We start from the raw sequence: 14,938 nt of genomic DNA, 5'->3' as shown, positions 1-14,938 counted from the left end.
CCGGAGTTATTCGAGTACTTTATTTCTTATTGCGAAATTCGAGGGAAGATGGATTCGCGAGGCACGAATGAGCCACTGAAGCCTGGCGGTTCAGTGGCTTTTTTTCAGTCGAGTTGTGGGTGGAGGCACTTGATTGATCGAGTACGTCGTATACCCGTTATCCAGCGCCTTTCCACAGCAACCCAGGCTCTGTCAACTGATGGATCGCCAGTGCCGCGTGCAGAGAACACGGGCAGTAAAACGGATACCGTTCGTCGAGACTGTCAGATTTCACAGGTGTCAGTATCCACCCCGAAAATTGTATATGAGCGCACCAAGGGTCGGATTTCCTTCCGAAAAAGAGGTTGCGCCATGACAGACAAAAGCGAAACTCCAATTGATGAGGAACAAACACCAGAACGCGCGCTTGTGCCCACACCTAAAATTCTTGTGCCCACACCCATAATTACTGCACCCACTGCCTCAGTCGTGAGTCGCAGATTTAACGTCCACGCGATCGCGTCAATCCGACCTCATAGCAAATGGAACCTGGATTTCTTTAAGGTAGGTCAGAGTAGCCGCTTTGCCAGATATAGCGGCGGACCCGGAATTGGCTTCATTGAGTTTGTGGCACCCGATGGGTTGCCAACGGGAGTGTCCATGTACTTCAAGATCGAGTACAGAGATGCTTTAACAACGATATATAGTCCTTGGGCCACCAGTCGTACCTTTAAGATTGCGGCCCCCATACTCTCGCCCGTTATCACCTACCCAACGGAAGGCGCCTCGCTCACACCAAACCAGATTCAGATCCAGGGAAGCTGTGAGATCGGGGCGACGACTGTGACTGTGACAGACAGTCACGGCACTCCTATAAAGAATGCTTACGTGAATAGCCCCGTGGGGGGGTGGGCGCTTGACTACCCATGGAAGTCAGGCGAAAAGAACATCCGGGTGTTTCAGGAAGTGAAAGGGGTAAGGTCCCCCTTGAGCGGCATTCGCACGTTTTACACGAAACCATACGTACCCGTTATCACCTACCCAACGCAAAACGCCTCGCTCACACCAGACCAGATTCAGATTCAGGGAAGCTGTGAGATCGGGGCGACGGCTGTCACTGTGACAGACGTCTTCGGCAATCGTATAGCGGATGCTTACGTGAATAGCCCCGTGGGGGGGTGGGCGCTTGACTACCCATGGACGCCAGGCGAAAAGAACATCGGGGCGGTTCAGATGGTGAACGGGGTACGGTCCGAGTTGAGCGGTATTCGCACGTTTTACACGAAACCATACGTACCTGCGATCACCAACCCCGGGGTTGTACGAACACCTCGACCCACAATCACCGGAACCGGTACTTCCGGTGCCATTGTCAAACTGTATGAGGCCGGTGTCGGGACCATAGTTTTCGCGACCGCACCAGTGAGCAATGGCACGTGGACAGCCCTACTGACACAAGATTTGTGGATGGCCGACCCCTTCAACCTAACGGCCTCGCAAACGTTGAACAACATTGAATCCACGTATGCGGATACCGTCAAATTTGCGGTGTTGTTCAAGCCGCAGATCGTGTCCATTACCGTGTCAGCCGATGGCAAACCCACCGTTAGCGGAAAGGGTGGGCTCAGTGGCGCCAAACTTGAAATCTGGAAGTCAGGGGGGGGCGGCGTTGTTCTATTAACCACGGACGTTCTAGCGAATGGCACCTGGTCGGTTTCCGCCACCACCGCGTGGCTTGCCGGTGAGTACTCCATCTGGGCAAAACAGATTGGGAAGGTCACCAAGCAGGAGTCAGACTGGTCAGATGAAAAATCGTTTACGGTCACACTCTCCAAACCTGCGATCACCAACCCCGGGGTTGTACGAACACCTCGACCCACAATCACCGGAACCGGTACTTCCGGTGCCATTGTCAAACTGTATGAGGCCGGTGTCGGGACCATAGTTTTCGCGACCGCACCAGTGAGCAATGGCACGTGGACAGCCCTACTGACACGAGATTTGTGGATGGCCGACCCCTTCAACCTAACGGCCTCGCAAACGTTGAACAACATTGAATCCACGTATGCGGATACCGTCAAATTTGCGGTGTTGTTCAAGCCGCAGATCGTGTCCGTCACCGTGTCAGCCGATGGCAAACCCACCGTTAGCGGAAAGGGTGGGCTCAGTGGCGCCAAACTTGAAATCTGGAAGTCAGGGGGGGGCGGTGGTGTTCTATTAACCACGGACGTTCTAGCGAATGGCACCTGGTCGGTTTCCGCCACCACCGCGTGGCTTGCCGGTGAGTACTTCATCTGGGCAAAACAGATTGGGAAGGTCACCAAGCAGGAGTCAGACTGGTCAGATGAAAAATCGTTTACGGTCACACTCTCCAAACCTGCGATCACCAACCCCGGGGTTGTACGAACACCTCGACCCACAATCACCGGAACCGGTACTTCCGGTGCCATTGTCAAACTGTATGAGGCCGGTGTCGGGACCATAGTTTTCGCGACCGCACCAGTGAGCAATGGCACGTGGACAGCCCTACTGACACGAGATTTGTGGATGGCCGACCCCTTCAACCTAACGGCCTCGCAAACGTTGAACAACATTGAATCCACGTATGCGGATACCGTCAAATTTGCGGTGTTGTTCAAGCCGCAGATCGTGTCCGTCACCGTGTCAGCCGATGGCAAACCCACCGTTAGCGGAAAGGGTGGGCTCAGTGGCGCCAAACTTGAAATCTGGAAGTCAGGGGGGGGCGGCGGTGCTCTATTAACCACGGACGTTCTAGCGAATGGCACCTGGTCGGTTTCCGCCACCACCGCGTGGCTTGCCGGTGAGTACTTCATCTGGGCAAAACAGATTGGGAAGGTCACCAAGCAGGAGTCAGACTGGTCAGATGAAAAATCGTTTACGGTCACACTCTCCAAACCTGCGATCACCAACCCCGGGGTTGTACGAACACCTCGACCCACAATCACCGGAACCGGTACTTCCGGTGCCATTGTCAAACTGTATGAGGCCGGTGTCGGGACCATAGTTTTCGCGACCGCACCAGTGAGCAATGGCACGTGGACAGCCCTACTGACACGAGATTTGTGGATGGCCGACCCCTTCAACCTAACGGCCTCGCAAACGTTGAACAACATTGAATCCACGTATGCGGATACCGTCAAATTTGCGGTGTTGTTCAAGCCGCAGATCGTGTCCGTCACCGTGTCAGCCGATGGCAAACCCACCGTTAGCGGAAAGGGTGGGCTCAGTGGCGCCAAACTTGAAATCTGGAAGTCAGGGGGGGGGGACGACGGTGTTCTATTAACCACGGACGTTCTAGCGAATGGCACCTGGTCGGTTTCTGCCACCACCGCGTGGCTTGCCGGTGAGTACTCCATCTGGGCAAAACAGATTGGGAAGGTCACCAAGCAGGAGTCAGGCTGGTCAGATGGCGTATCGTTTACTGTCAAACCCAAACCAGCCAAACTGACGATCGAAGAGCTGGTCTCGCCAGTGCCGCACGCTCAGAAGTTGACCATTATGGGGGTGTATCCAGGGCCGGAGACCGTCAAGCTGGAGATGCTCGATGGCAATGGGGTCATTGTTGAGGGATGGTTTTCCGATCACGGCGACCGCGTCAACTTCACACCCAATCCGCCGTGGGTACCGGGCACCAATGAGGTCATGGCCCGACAAACAGTCAATAACGTGGTCTCTGATCCCAGCGACTCACTGACCTTCACCGTAAAACCGTCGACACTGTTGATCACCCCGCCGACCTCACCGGCAGAGCAGAACCAGGTCATCCGCGGGACCGGGGGTTATTACAAAGGCGCCACGCTGACAATTTTCAACTCTGCCAATCAGCCGGTACTCGGGACGTACACGCAGTACGGCATGGACTGGACATTCACACGCATCCAGCCCTGGGAGCCAGGAGTGAATACGATCTATGCCGTGCAGACCGTTGCCGATGTCGACTCCACCCCCAGCGACACATGCACGTTTGAAGTGAAACCAGGGAAACCGGTGATCACCCCACTAACCTCACCCGTGGGACCAGACCAGGTCATCAGCGGTACCGGACTCTATCCAGGCGCCACGCTGAAAATGCTCGACACCGCCAATCAGCCGGTACTCGGGACGTTCACGCAAAAAGATACGGAGTGGGAATTCACGCCTGAAAAAGACTGGCTGCCGGGCATTACCGTGGTCACCGTGGTACAAACCGTCGGCGAGGTGGCGTCTGATCCAAGCGATCCGTGCCCTATCGAGGTAACCCTGGCCCCACCCGAGTTCACGGGGCCGACTAACCCGACAGACTCCCGTCCGATATTTGAAGGTACCGGATTCGAGAGCGCCACGGTCTATGTCGCGCAGCAGGGTAACAATGACGAATATCTGGCGGTCACAACCGTGGTTAATGGCACCTGGACGGCGCCGCTGGACGAAACCCATCCCGCCCTGCCGCCGGGCCTCTGCCCGATCAGAGCCCTGCAGACCTTCAACAAAGCAGCGTCCATCTGGTCACTGTTCGAAATCAAGATAAAACCATCCACACCGGTGATCACCCCACTGACCTCACCCGTGGGGCCAGACCAGGTCATCAGCGGTACCGGACTCTATCCGGGCGCCACGCTGAAAATGCTCGACACCGCCAATCAGCCGATACCCGGGAAGCTCGCCACGGACGACGCGAATTGGGAATTCACGCCTGAAAAAGACTGGCCACCGGGCGAAAACACGATCAAAGCCGTGCAGACCGTGAACACCGTGGAGTCCGACCCAAGCGATGAATGCACCGTCACCGTGGAGGTGGGGGAGAAACCTGACGCCCCCCGCTTCGAACTGCCGGAGGCGGGGTACCAGGTCTCGAGGTTTCTGAACATCAAGGCCTGCGGCCTGCCCCTTTCACGGATGACCGTACGGCTTGCGGGTGAAATCGAGTTGCACTCGGGCCCTGCGGACGACAAGGGCATTCTGGAGTTCGCGGTCGAGACGCCTTTGGATCCCGGGGAGCATTACCTTGAAGTGAAACAGAAAGGAAATGGCCCGGAATCCAACTGGAGTACACCTCATCGGTTCATCGCGAAAACACAGCCAAAAGCTCCCGTCACTGAAAGGCCAACCGAGGGCAGCGAAACCGGTCGCAAACCCAGGATCACGGGCAAAGGTGAAAGCCGAGGGCAGATAAGCCTGCACCATGAGGATGATCCCGATAATCCGTTTGCCACCACCAATGGTACGAATAACTGGAGCTGGACCGCCAAGGACCAATGGGACGTTGGTACTTACACCATTAAGGTGCAACAAACGGACGACGGCGACAGTTCTGACTGGTCGGAAACACGCACATTCAAGGTAATCGAAACCCGATACGCGATCGGCGACGCCAGCCCGGTGCTCGCTCAGCCGGTGGTGAACAAGGAGAGTGCGCTGTTGCGGGTTCAGGTGGTGTCCGGCGAAACCGGGGAGGCGGTTGAGGGAGTAACCGTTGAATGGCGCTTTAAAGGCGAGCAGGACGTCATCGCGACGACCAGGACCAACTCGCTGGGGAGGACCGAATATCGCTATACGCCTGACACTGCCGGAACAAAGGAAATCCTGGCGGATATCACACAGGATAACCAGGGTGTCGTCATGACTGAACGCTTCGAGGTGACTGCCTTGTCGCGTAATGAATGGGCGCAGGAGACCACGCTTTATCTGAACGAGAAGCCGGTTGACCTGAGTAAGGGCGAGCTAGAGCTGTTGAGTGACGAGCCCTATAAACTGCAGCTTGAAGTCAACAGTGGCAGCGTGCTGATCGGCTCCAGCGTTATGCTTGAGGACCTGTCGGACGCCGAGACCCTTGGCCTGAAGTTTGATCCACCGTTAAGCGAACCACAGCCGCTGAAGGAAGGACAGCCCGTGAGTTGGGATATCACTTGCGACCCAGACAAAACCGGTTACTTCGCTTTGAAATTGATCGGCCAAAAACTTCCCGACTGGTATTTGCCGGGGCTGGTGATTGCCAAAAACCCTAACGAGGACGTGGAACTCTATTTAGATACCTCTTCCATGCTTTTCGGGGGCACGCCGGCGTATCCGTGCATCGGTGCGACGCATACATTGACCGTGAAGCCCAAGGATCACAGCTCTTTGCTTGGCAAGTACGTGACTCTGGAAGTAACGGAGGAAGCCGCCGGCCTGGGAGTCAGCGTGAGGCCTGATCCAAGCATCCCCCAAAAGCTCGAGGTTAGGGGTATGCCCTGGACGCTCAGTTGCGTCAACAGCACGAAAAGCGGGACTTTTTCAGTGCGGTTGAAGGTGCTGGAGTGGGACTTCAGTTCTTTGCCATTATCGATGTCACTGGGGCATAACAAAGTCAAAGTCATTGATCGTGATGGACCACGTGAAATTGGTGGGGCCGGTGGACGTTGGAGGACTGGAGTTTGTGTGGCTTCCGAGTTCACCGGGCAGGTTGTTGCCGTGCCAGTGACCGTGTGCATTTCCGACAATCCATCGGAAAGATCAACTGACAGCGATGGTTGGATTTATGTCTTTCATGAAAAAGAGGAGTCAGTCACCTTCACGCTTCACAACTTGTATGACGGAAGTACTGCCGGACAATAGGCACGGTTCTTGAAGCACTCAACGCCCTTTTTCACTCGAGAAAGGGCGTTTCACTATCCGCAGTGGCTTGGACGGGCGGTTTTTTTGCCTGAGCATTTTTTGTTGCCTCGACTGGCCTCATCGCGGGCAAGCCCGCTCCCACAGGTCACGGCGCTGGACACAAATCTTGTGCGCGACACAGATCACTGTGGGAGCGGGCTTGCCCGCGATGAGGTCCGACAGAACACCGCCAACATCAAGCCCATCGCCACCTCACCTGCGCTTAGGTAGGATGCTCGCATCCCCTCCCGAGGTTGTGCGTCATGTTCATCGGCGTCCTGCTGGTCATCACCTGGCTGATCCTGTTGCTGCGTTACCCGGCCAAAGCCCTGCCCGTTTCCGTGGCGGCCGCCATTGGCTTGGGGCTGGTAGCCACGTGGGTGATCTGGATGGACAACCGCGAGGTCAAGCAACTGGCGCGTCTTGAGTTGCGCATCACTTATGCGCCGGAGCACTGCCCGGCGGATCGCCCGCTGCTGTTGAAAATGAACAACGGCAACGACGTGCCACTGACCGAATTGCGTTGGCGCGTCGCCGCGTACGCGCCGGGCGATACGGTCAACCTGGCCGACAATCAATACACCGCGCCACGCTATCGCGGCCCCGGCGAATTGCAGGCGGGGGCGAACTGGGAAGACTGTTTGCCCATGCCGCCCCTGCGTCCCGGTTATCGTCCGCAAACCCTGGAGTTTCGCGCCGAGCGTTTGCAGGGTAGTTTCTCCGACTGATCCCTTTTCTCTCTTCTGCACAAGGACCGCGCCATGCCCGTTGCGTTGATTACCGGTTGTTCCAGCGGCATTGGCCGCGCCCTGGCCGACGCCTTCAAAGGGGCCGGCTACGAAGTCTGGGCCAGTGCGCGCAAGGCTGAGGACGTGGCCGTTTTGACCGCCGCCGGATTCACCGCCGTGCAGCTGGACGTCAACGACGCCGCGGCACTCGAACAGTTGAGCGAGCAGATTGACCAGAAGCATGGCTGCCTCGATGTACTGATCAACAATGCCGGTTACGGCGCCATGGGGCCGTTGCTTGACGGTGGCGTACCGGCCATGCAGCGGCAATTCGAGACCAATGTGTTTGCCATTGTCGGCGTGACGCGCGCGCTGTTCCCGGTGTTGCGCCGCGCCAAAGGGTTGGTGGTGAATATCGGCAGTGTGTCCGGCGTGTTGGTCACGCCGTTTGCCGGTGCGTATTGCGCTTCGAAAGCGGCGGTACACGCCTTGAGCGATGCCTTGCGCATGGAACTGGCACCGTTTGGCGTGCGGGTGATGGAAGTGCAGCCGGGGGCCATCGCTTCCAGTTTTGCCAAGAATGCCGGGGCGGAAGCGGAACAGTTGATCAGCGAACAGTCACCGTGGTTCCCGCTGCGAGAAGGCATTCGGGCGCGGGCCAAGGCGTCCCAGGACAACCCGACCCCGGCCAGTGAATTTGCGGCCGGTTTACTCAAGGCTGCGCAGCAGGGCAAGCCACCGCGACTCATTCGTTTGGGCAATGGCAGCCGGGCGTTGCCGTTGATCGCGGGGTTGTTGCCCAAGGGGTTGCTGGAGTCGGGGTTGATGAAGCGGTTCGGATTGCATGGGCAGCTCTGAGACCGCGTTATCGTTCTTCGCGGGCAAGCCTCGCGCCTACAAGAATCGCGCAAAACCTGTAGGAGCGAGGCTTGCCCGCGAAGGCGCCAGAACAGACTCCACAGAATTTCAGGAAAAAACATGACCGACTACACCGACTACTTCGACGAAGTCATCCAGGCCCACGTCGCCATCGAACAATGGCTGGCCGAAGAACGGGACGCGTCCGAACTCGAACACCTGCTGACACGTTTTTCGCCACAGTTCTCCATGGTCTCGCCGTTGGGCCGGGTGCTGGATTTCGCGGCGTTGAACGAGTTGTTCATGCTGGCGGGCGGCAAGAAACTCGGCTTTCGGATCGAACTCAGCGAACTGCGTGGCCTCGCGTTACATGCCGGCGGTGCAACCGTGAGTTACCGCGAACAACAGACCGATGCCACCGGCCTGCATTCCGATCGCCGCTCGACCGTGGTGTTCGAGAAGGTCGAAGGCAAGATTCTTTGGCGGCATCTGCATGAGACTTTTTGCAAGGAGTGAGGGTTACTTTACGACCACCGTGCAGGTAATCCCCGCCGCCAACAACACACCCTCCGGCACCTCATCAATGTGAATCCGCACCGGCACTCGCTGCGCCAAACGCACCCAGTTAAACGTCGGGTTCACGTCGGCAATCAGCTCACGACTCTCCGGGTTATCACGGTCGTAGATGCCGCGAGAAATACTCTCCACATGCCCCTTGAGCACTTCCCCGCTCATCAACTGCATGTCGGTCTTGTCGCCGACGCGCACGTGGGGCAGCTTGGTTTCTTCGAAGAAGCCATAGACCCAGAACGAGTTCATGTCGACCACGGCCATTTTCGCTTCGCCGATACGCGCGTAGTCGCCACGATGGACGTTGAGGTTGGTCACATAACCGTCCACCGCCGCCCGCACTTCGGTGCGTTTGAGGTTCAGTTCGGCGGCTTCCAGTTGCGCTTGCGCATGCTGGTAATCGGCGAGGGCCGAGTCGGCGATGTTGCTGGCGTCGTCGCGGTTTTCTTTGGAGATCACCAGGGCATCCATGTCGGCGCGGCGATGGGCGTTGACCTTGCGCATCTCCCAGGTCGACTTGCGTGACGCCACCATGGCCTGCGCCTGCTTGACCGCGATGCGGTAGTGCTCGGGGTCGATGCGCATCAGCAGATCGCCCTTCTTCACCTGTTGGTTGTCGCGCACCGGCACGTCCACCACTTCACCGGTGACGTCGGCGGCGACGTTGATGATGTCGGCGCGCACCCGGCCGTCGCGGGTCCATGGCGTGTTCATGTAATGCACCCACAGGGTCCGGCCGATCCATAGCGCGAGGGCCAGCACCAGCAGGGTCGCAAGCAGGCTGAAAAGCTTTTTCATCAGGGCCTTCTTCAGTGATAGAGAGTCAACGATAAACAGTCAGCGCCAGGGCGCCGAACAGACAGGTAAACAGGCTCAGGCGCAGCAGCGCCGGGTGCCAGAAAAAACGGTACAGGTCGAACCCGGACAGGAACCGGTCGAGCGCCCAGGCCAGTGCCGCGGCGATGAAAAACATCAGCGTCATGGTCGGCATGTACACGCCGTGGAAGGCGATTTCACGAGGCATGTTCAAGTCCTTGAGACGGGGTGTTCACGTAAGCGGCGAGCGGCGACTGCGGGTCGAGCAACGAGGTGCGGATGAAGTGCAGATAGCTCTTCACCCGACGCAATGCGGAGGTGTCGAAGTGCGGGGCGAAGGGTTCGTCGGTGGCTTGCACGCGGCTGATTGCATGGTCCACTGCGACCAGTCCGCGCTCCAGATTGCTCTGGCTCGGTTGCAGAAACAGCCGCACCAGCGAGCGCCCCATCACGCGAATGGCCTGGCGCCACGGCTGCGATTCGGCATACGCCGGGTGCACCGGCAGAATCGCCTGCTCCTTGCGCAACTCGATGATCGCGTGACCGATTTCCAGTACCACGAACATCCAGCGCAGCAAGTCCCGTTGCACCTGCGGCTGGCCGGCCGCGAGACCGTAGGCTTGATGCAGCAGGTCCCGCGTGCGGCTTTCGAAACTCGAGGCCAGGCCTTTGAGTTTGCCGCTGATCGCGTAGACCACTTGTCCGCGCAGATCCTGCTCCAGCCGGCGCCACAACCAGCGGCTGTTGGGCGGCAGGATGATCGCCCCCGCCGCCGCACACACCAGCATGCCGAGCACCATGGCGATGTAGTCATTGATGAAGGTGTAAGGGTTGTACACGGTGAGGTTGTCCGGCACCGAACCGGTGCTGAAGAAAATCAGCAAGCCGAGGCCGACACCGGCGTATTGCGGGCGCGAGGTCAGGAACGAGCCGAGCACGATCACTGGCGCGAGCATCACGCACAGCAGTGGAAAACCGTCGATCCACGGGAAGATGAAAAACATCTCGACGAAGCCGATCAACGCACCGAGGAACGTGCCACAGGCCATCTGGAACGCCATGCGTTTTGGATTGGGTGTCGCGGCGGACAATCCGACGGTCGCCGCTGCAATCAAGGTCATGGTCGCGCCGCTCGGCCATGCTGTCGCGACCCAATAGCTGCCGAGCACGACCAGAATGAACGCCGCGCGAATCCCCGAAGCGGCGGATGCCATCCAGTTGGTTTGCGGGGTGAACGGCTCGTCCCATTGCTCCCGCTCATGACGGTGATCGGCGAGGGACGCGTGGGTCTGTGCATAACTGTGCAGGTCGTCGACAAAGCGATAGAGCAGTTCGTACGCGGTGTGGAAATCGAGCTGCTCAGCGTCGTTCGGGTCGCTCTCCTGAAAGGTTGCCCGCAGGCTGCGAACCCTTGCCGGCAGCCCTTCCTTGTAAGCGCTCAGCGCTATGACCAGACGTGCCGCATCGGGGCTGGTCAAGGCACGGCTGCTGAAGCCATCGAGCACTTCGGCCAGGTCCTGCAACCCAGGTTTGATGGCCGCGACCACGTGATCGGCACCGCTGCTGCGCAAGCGCTCAAGCAACTGATGCAAGGCATTGAAGCGCGTGGTGATGCCCATGAATTCGCTGTTCAGACGACTGAGCCGACCGTTGCGGCGACGCATGTGCGGGTCTTCGAACACGGTGACGCTGCGCAGCCCTTCCAGCCCGACCGCCTCGGCGATGAAGCGCACATTGCTCGCCTCGAACGTGTCCTGCTGGCTACGACCGCGCAAACCATCGGTGACGAACAAGGCGAACACGCCGAAGCGCTGATACAAGGCGTTGCGCATGGCCGCGCTGGCGGTTTGCGGCAGGATCGCGGCGCTGACCAGCGTGGCGCAGAGAATCCCCAGGGAGATTTCCAGCACCCGCCAGACCGCCGCCATGAATGCGCCGTCCGGATGCGCCAACGCGGGTAGTCCGACCATCGCCGCCGTATAGCCGGCCAGGACAAAACCATACGCACGAAAGTTGCGATAACGCGCCGCACCCGCCGAACAGATGCCGACCCAGATCGCCAGCGAACCGAGGAACAGTTCGGTGTTTTGCGCGAACAAGGCAATCAGCGCGACCATCACGGCCGACCCGGTCAACGTGCCGAGAAAGCGGTAGAAACTCTTGGCGAACACCTGACCGCTTTGCGGCTGCATGACGATGAACACCGTAATCATCGCCGTGCGCGGTTGCGGCAATTCCAGCCGCATGGCCAGCCACAGGGTCAGGAACGCGGCGATCAACACCTTGAAGATGTAGACCCAGGTCACGCCGTCGCTGCGTGCCCAGTCAAAGAATCCCCGGCGCCAATCAAGGGAATACAGCCAGCGCAAAGGTGCGGGCAAGGGAGTCATCAGATCCTGCTTAGTGATATTCAGTTAAAACACCGGACCTGTGGGAGCGGGCTTGCCCGCGATGACGTTGTATCAGGCGACATTTTTGTTGCCTGACCCACCGCTATCGCGAGCAAGCCCGCTCCCACAGAGTTTGTGTTCAATTGAAGATACTCGTCAGAGTGGCCGGGGTTTTCGGTGCAGCGGTCTGGCTGTCTTTCGGCACATCGTTGCCCGCACCGAGCCCACCACCCAACGCCGTCACCAGTTCGGCATGAGCACTGAGCCGCGCCGCCTGAACCTGCTGCTGAACCTGCTGTTGCTTGAACAACAGCGTCTGCGCATTGAGCACGTTGAGGTAATCGGTGAGCCCGCGTTGATAGGCGATCATCGCGATGTCGTAAGTCTTCTGCGCGGTAGCCACGGACTCGGCGGCGAAGGTTTGCTGCTTGTCCATGGACTCGCGGCGGATCAACTGGTCGGAGATGTTCTTCAGCGCATTGACCAGCGTCTGGTTGTACTTCGCCACAGCGATGTCATAACCGGCCGATGCTTCACCCAATTCGGCACGCAAACGCCCTCCATCGAAAATCGGCAGCGAGATCGCCGGGCCGACGCTGTAATTGAGTTTCTTGCCGGTCAAGAACTCCAGCGCCCCGCCGCCGGTGGCCATGTAGCCGAGGCTGCCGACCAGATCGACGTTGGGGTAGAAACCGGCGTGGGCGACATCGATGCCCCGCGCCTGAGCCGCGACTTGCCAGCGGCTGGCGACCACGTCCGGACGTTGGCCGAGCAATTGCGCGGGCAGCGACGACGGCAATTTCAGCGCCGTGCCCAACGCCAGTGTCGGCCGCTGCAACTGTGCGCCGTCGCCCGGCCCCTTGCCTGCGAGGGCGGCGAGCTGATTGCGGCTGAGGGCTATTTCTTCATCAAGGGCATCGAGCTGGCGGTGGGTTTCCGGCAGCGGTGTTTCGGCCTGGCTGACTTCGAAGTGCGTGCCGATGCCACCGTTGAGGCGCTTTTGCGCCAGGTCGAGAATTTGCTGTTGCTGTTTCAGAGTCGCGGCGACGATGTCCCGTTGCGCGTAATGCAGCGAGAGTTCGATGTAGGCGCGCACGATGTTGTTCTGCAATTCGAGCTGCGCCAGGCGCGCTTCGGCAGCGCTCATGTGTGCCATGTCGACGGCGCGCTCGCTGGCATTGCTTTCACGGCCCCAAAGGTCGAGGGCGTAGCTGAAACCCAGCGCAGCGTTGTTGTCCCAGGTCGTCGTATTGGCCAGCTCGCCCGGCCCGTAGAACTGATCGGTGGGCCAGTTGTGACGCTTGAGGGTGGATTCGCCATTGATCTGCAGCGACTCGGCAGATTCGGCAATGCCGGCCATGGATTTGGCCTGGCGCACCCGCGCGGCCGCCATGGCCATGGTCGGGCTGCCTTGCTGCGCGAGGTCGATCCAGCGGTTCAGTTGCGGGTCGCCGTAGGCCTGCCACCATTGCGCGGTGGGCCAGTGAGCGTCCTGCGCGGCGCTCTGGATGGCGTCGTCGGTGGCCAGTGAATTGGCCTCCAGTGCCTTGCCCTGCGGGGCAATACCTCCGGTTCCGATGCAGCCGCTGATTGCCAGGGTTAAAGCCAAAACACTGAGCGTCTGAAGCGCTCTGCTGATGCGACGCGGCACTGCTGCTAATTCCTGAGGTGAGGGAACTGTAGGAGCGAGGCTTGCCCGCGAATGGAGCGACGCGGTCTATCTGTAGAACCGCGTTATCGTTCTTCGCGAGCAAGCTTCGCTCCTACAAGGATCGAAGGATCGGCGCAATTCTAGGGGTGGGTCTTGATTGCGATAAGCCGGTATTCCTGTGAATCTTTGTTACCGTTCACGCGATAATCCCTTGGTCGGGGTCTCAGACCTTGAAACGTTGTGTCACAATTTGCCATCGCACCCGAGAGCACCCCATGGACACTTTGCAAAACATGCGCGCCTTCAGTTACGTGGCCGAGGCCGGCAGCTTCACCGCCGCCGCCGTGCAACTCGACACCACCACGGCCAACGTCTCGCGCGCGGTCTCCAACCTGGAAGCCCACCTGCAAACCCGCCTGCTCAACCGCACCACCCGCCGCATCGCCCTGACCGAGGCCGGCAAGCGCTACCTGCTGCGCTGCGAGCAGATCCTGGCCTACGTCGAAGAAGCCGAGGCCGAGGCCAGTGACGCCCATGCGCGCCCGGCCGGGCAGCTCAAGGTGCACACCATGACCGGCATCGGTCAGCACTTCGTGATCGACGCCATTGCCCGCTATCGCAAGACTCACCCTGACGTGACCTTCGACCTGACCATGGCCAACCGCGTGCCGGACTTGCTCGACGAGGGTTACGACGTGTCGATCGTCCTCGCCAGCGAGCTGCCGGATTCGGGTTTCGTCTCCCAGCGTCTGGGCATCACCTACAGCATCGTCTGCGCCTCGCCGGCCTATGTGAAAGCCAACGGTTGCGCGCAGAAACCCAGCGATTTGCTGAACCATGCGTGCCTGCGCCTGGTGAGCCCGGTGATTCCACTGGAGAAGTGGACCTTCGACGGGCCTGAGGGTCAGGAAATGGTCACCATCCACAGCTCGCCGTTCCTGGTGAACTCGGCGGACGCGATGAAGACCGCGATCACCAGCGGCATGGGCGTCGGCGTGTTGCCGGTGTACGCAGCGATTGAAGGGTTGCGTAACGGTTCGCTGGTGCGGGTGATGCCGAACTACCGGTCGCAGGAACTGAACCTGTACGCGATCTACCCGTCGCGGCAGTACCTGGATGCGAAGATCAAGACCTGGGTCGAGTATTTGCGCGGGTCGTTGCCGGATATTCTCGCGGCGCATCAGGCGGAACTGGCGGCGTATGAGTTGAGCGGGAGTCTGGCTGGGGCAAGGTTGGCGAATTGACGCGAAGAGCCTCGACGTGCCGGAATGTCTGCTACACCGTTGATCCCTGTGGGAGCGAGCTTGCTCGCG

General features: G+C 59.2%; 9 protein-coding genes. 5 read left to right on the top strand and 4 right to left on the bottom strand.

Features of this window, described 5'->3' with window-relative positions:
- Positions 1–1,446: 1,446 nt before the first annotated feature.
- From J2Y86_RS22605 to J2Y86_RS22590, 4 genes are all read left to right on the top strand, one after another.
- Positions 1,447–6,573: a hypothetical protein gene (locus tag J2Y86_RS22605; protein WP_253436611.1), complete on the top strand. Its 5,127-nt coding sequence runs from the start codon at positions 1,447–1,449 to the stop codon at positions 6,571–6,573.
- 302 nt (positions 6,574–6,875) lie between these two features.
- Positions 6,876–7,340, top strand: a complete 465-nt coding sequence (locus J2Y86_RS22600) for a multidrug transporter (RefSeq protein ID WP_253436608.1) — start codon at positions 6,876–6,878, stop codon at positions 7,338–7,340.
- Between the two features lie 33 nt (positions 7,341–7,373).
- Positions 7,374–8,198 carry an SDR family oxidoreductase gene (locus J2Y86_RS22595; RefSeq protein WP_253436605.1) on the top strand — a complete coding sequence of 275 codons (825 nt, stop codon included), beginning with the start codon at positions 7,374–7,376 and terminating at the stop codon, positions 8,196–8,198.
- 120 nt (positions 8,199–8,318) lie between these two features.
- On the top strand, positions 8,319–8,714 hold the full coding sequence (locus tag J2Y86_RS22590; RefSeq protein WP_253436602.1) for a DUF4440 domain-containing protein: 396 nt from the start codon (positions 8,319–8,321) through the stop codon (positions 8,712–8,714).
- Between the two features lie 3 nt (positions 8,715–8,717).
- Here the strand turns inward: J2Y86_RS22590 and J2Y86_RS22585 are convergent, their stop codons facing one another.
- The 4 genes from J2Y86_RS22585 to J2Y86_RS22570 form a co-directional block, all read right to left on the bottom strand.
- Positions 8,718–9,566 carry an efflux RND transporter periplasmic adaptor subunit gene (locus J2Y86_RS22585; protein WP_253436599.1) on the bottom strand — a complete coding sequence of 283 codons (849 nt, stop codon included), beginning with the start codon at positions 9,564–9,566 and terminating at the stop codon, positions 8,718–8,720.
- Between the two features lie 25 nt (positions 9,567–9,591).
- The gene (locus tag J2Y86_RS22580) at positions 9,592–9,792 is read right to left on the bottom strand and encodes a DUF1656 domain-containing protein (RefSeq protein WP_007896379.1); all 201 of its coding nucleotides are present in this window, start codon (positions 9,790–9,792) and stop codon (positions 9,592–9,594) included.
- Positions 9,782–11,974, bottom strand: coding sequence for an FUSC family protein (locus J2Y86_RS22575; protein WP_253436595.1), 2,193 nt, complete (start codon positions 11,972–11,974; stop codon positions 9,782–9,784). Before J2Y86_RS22575 ends, J2Y86_RS22580 begins: the two co-directional genes overlap by 11 nt.
- Before the next feature lie 139 nt (positions 11,975–12,113).
- Positions 12,114–13,625: an efflux transporter outer membrane subunit gene (locus J2Y86_RS22570; RefSeq protein ID WP_253436592.1), complete on the bottom strand. Its 1,512-nt coding sequence runs from the start codon at positions 13,623–13,625 to the stop codon at positions 12,114–12,116.
- 275 nt (positions 13,626–13,900) lie between these two features.
- Here J2Y86_RS22570 and J2Y86_RS22565 point away from each other — a divergent pair, with 275 nt between their 5' ends.
- Positions 13,901–14,869 carry a LysR family transcriptional regulator gene (locus tag J2Y86_RS22565; protein WP_214380739.1) on the top strand — a complete coding sequence of 323 codons (969 nt, stop codon included), beginning with the start codon at positions 13,901–13,903 and terminating at the stop codon, positions 14,867–14,869.
- Positions 14,870–14,938: the final 69 nt, after the last annotated feature.

The sequence above is a fragment of the Pseudomonas migulae genome (assembly GCF_024169315.1).
Taxonomy (GTDB): Bacteria; Pseudomonadota; Gammaproteobacteria; order Pseudomonadales; family Pseudomonadaceae; genus Aquipseudomonas; species Aquipseudomonas migulae_B.
Note: the sequence above shows the minus strand (reverse complement) of the source record. Positions and strands in the feature narration are given on the sequence as shown.

Bases quoted from the DNA above. Each gene is read 5' to 3' on its own strand.
- J2Y86_RS22605 (WP_253436611.1), top strand. From the start codon at position 1,447: ATGGCCGACCCCTTCAACCTAACGGCCTCGCAAACGTTGAACAACATT.
- J2Y86_RS22600 (WP_253436608.1), top strand. From the start codon at position 6,876: ATGTTCATCGGCGTCCTGCTGGTCATCACCTGGCTGATCCTGTTGCTG.
- J2Y86_RS22595 (WP_253436605.1), top strand. From the start codon at position 7,374: ATGCCCGTTGCGTTGATTACCGGTTGTTCCAGCGGCATTGGCCGCGCC.
- J2Y86_RS22590 (WP_253436602.1), top strand. From the start codon at position 8,319: ATGACCGACTACACCGACTACTTCGACGAAGTCATCCAGGCCCACGTC.
- J2Y86_RS22585 (WP_253436599.1), bottom strand. From the start codon at position 9,566: ATGAAAAAGCTTTTCAGCCTGCTTGCGACCCTGCTGGTGCTGGCCCTC.
- J2Y86_RS22580 (WP_007896379.1), bottom strand. From the start codon at position 9,792: ATGCCTCGTGAAATCGCCTTCCACGGCGTGTACATGCCGACCATGACG.
- J2Y86_RS22575 (WP_253436595.1), bottom strand. From the start codon at position 11,974: ATGACTCCCTTGCCCGCACCTTTGCGCTGGCTGTATTCCCTTGATTGG.
- J2Y86_RS22565 (WP_214380739.1), top strand. From the start codon at position 13,901: ATGGACACTTTGCAAAACATGCGCGCCTTCAGTTACGTGGCCGAGGCC.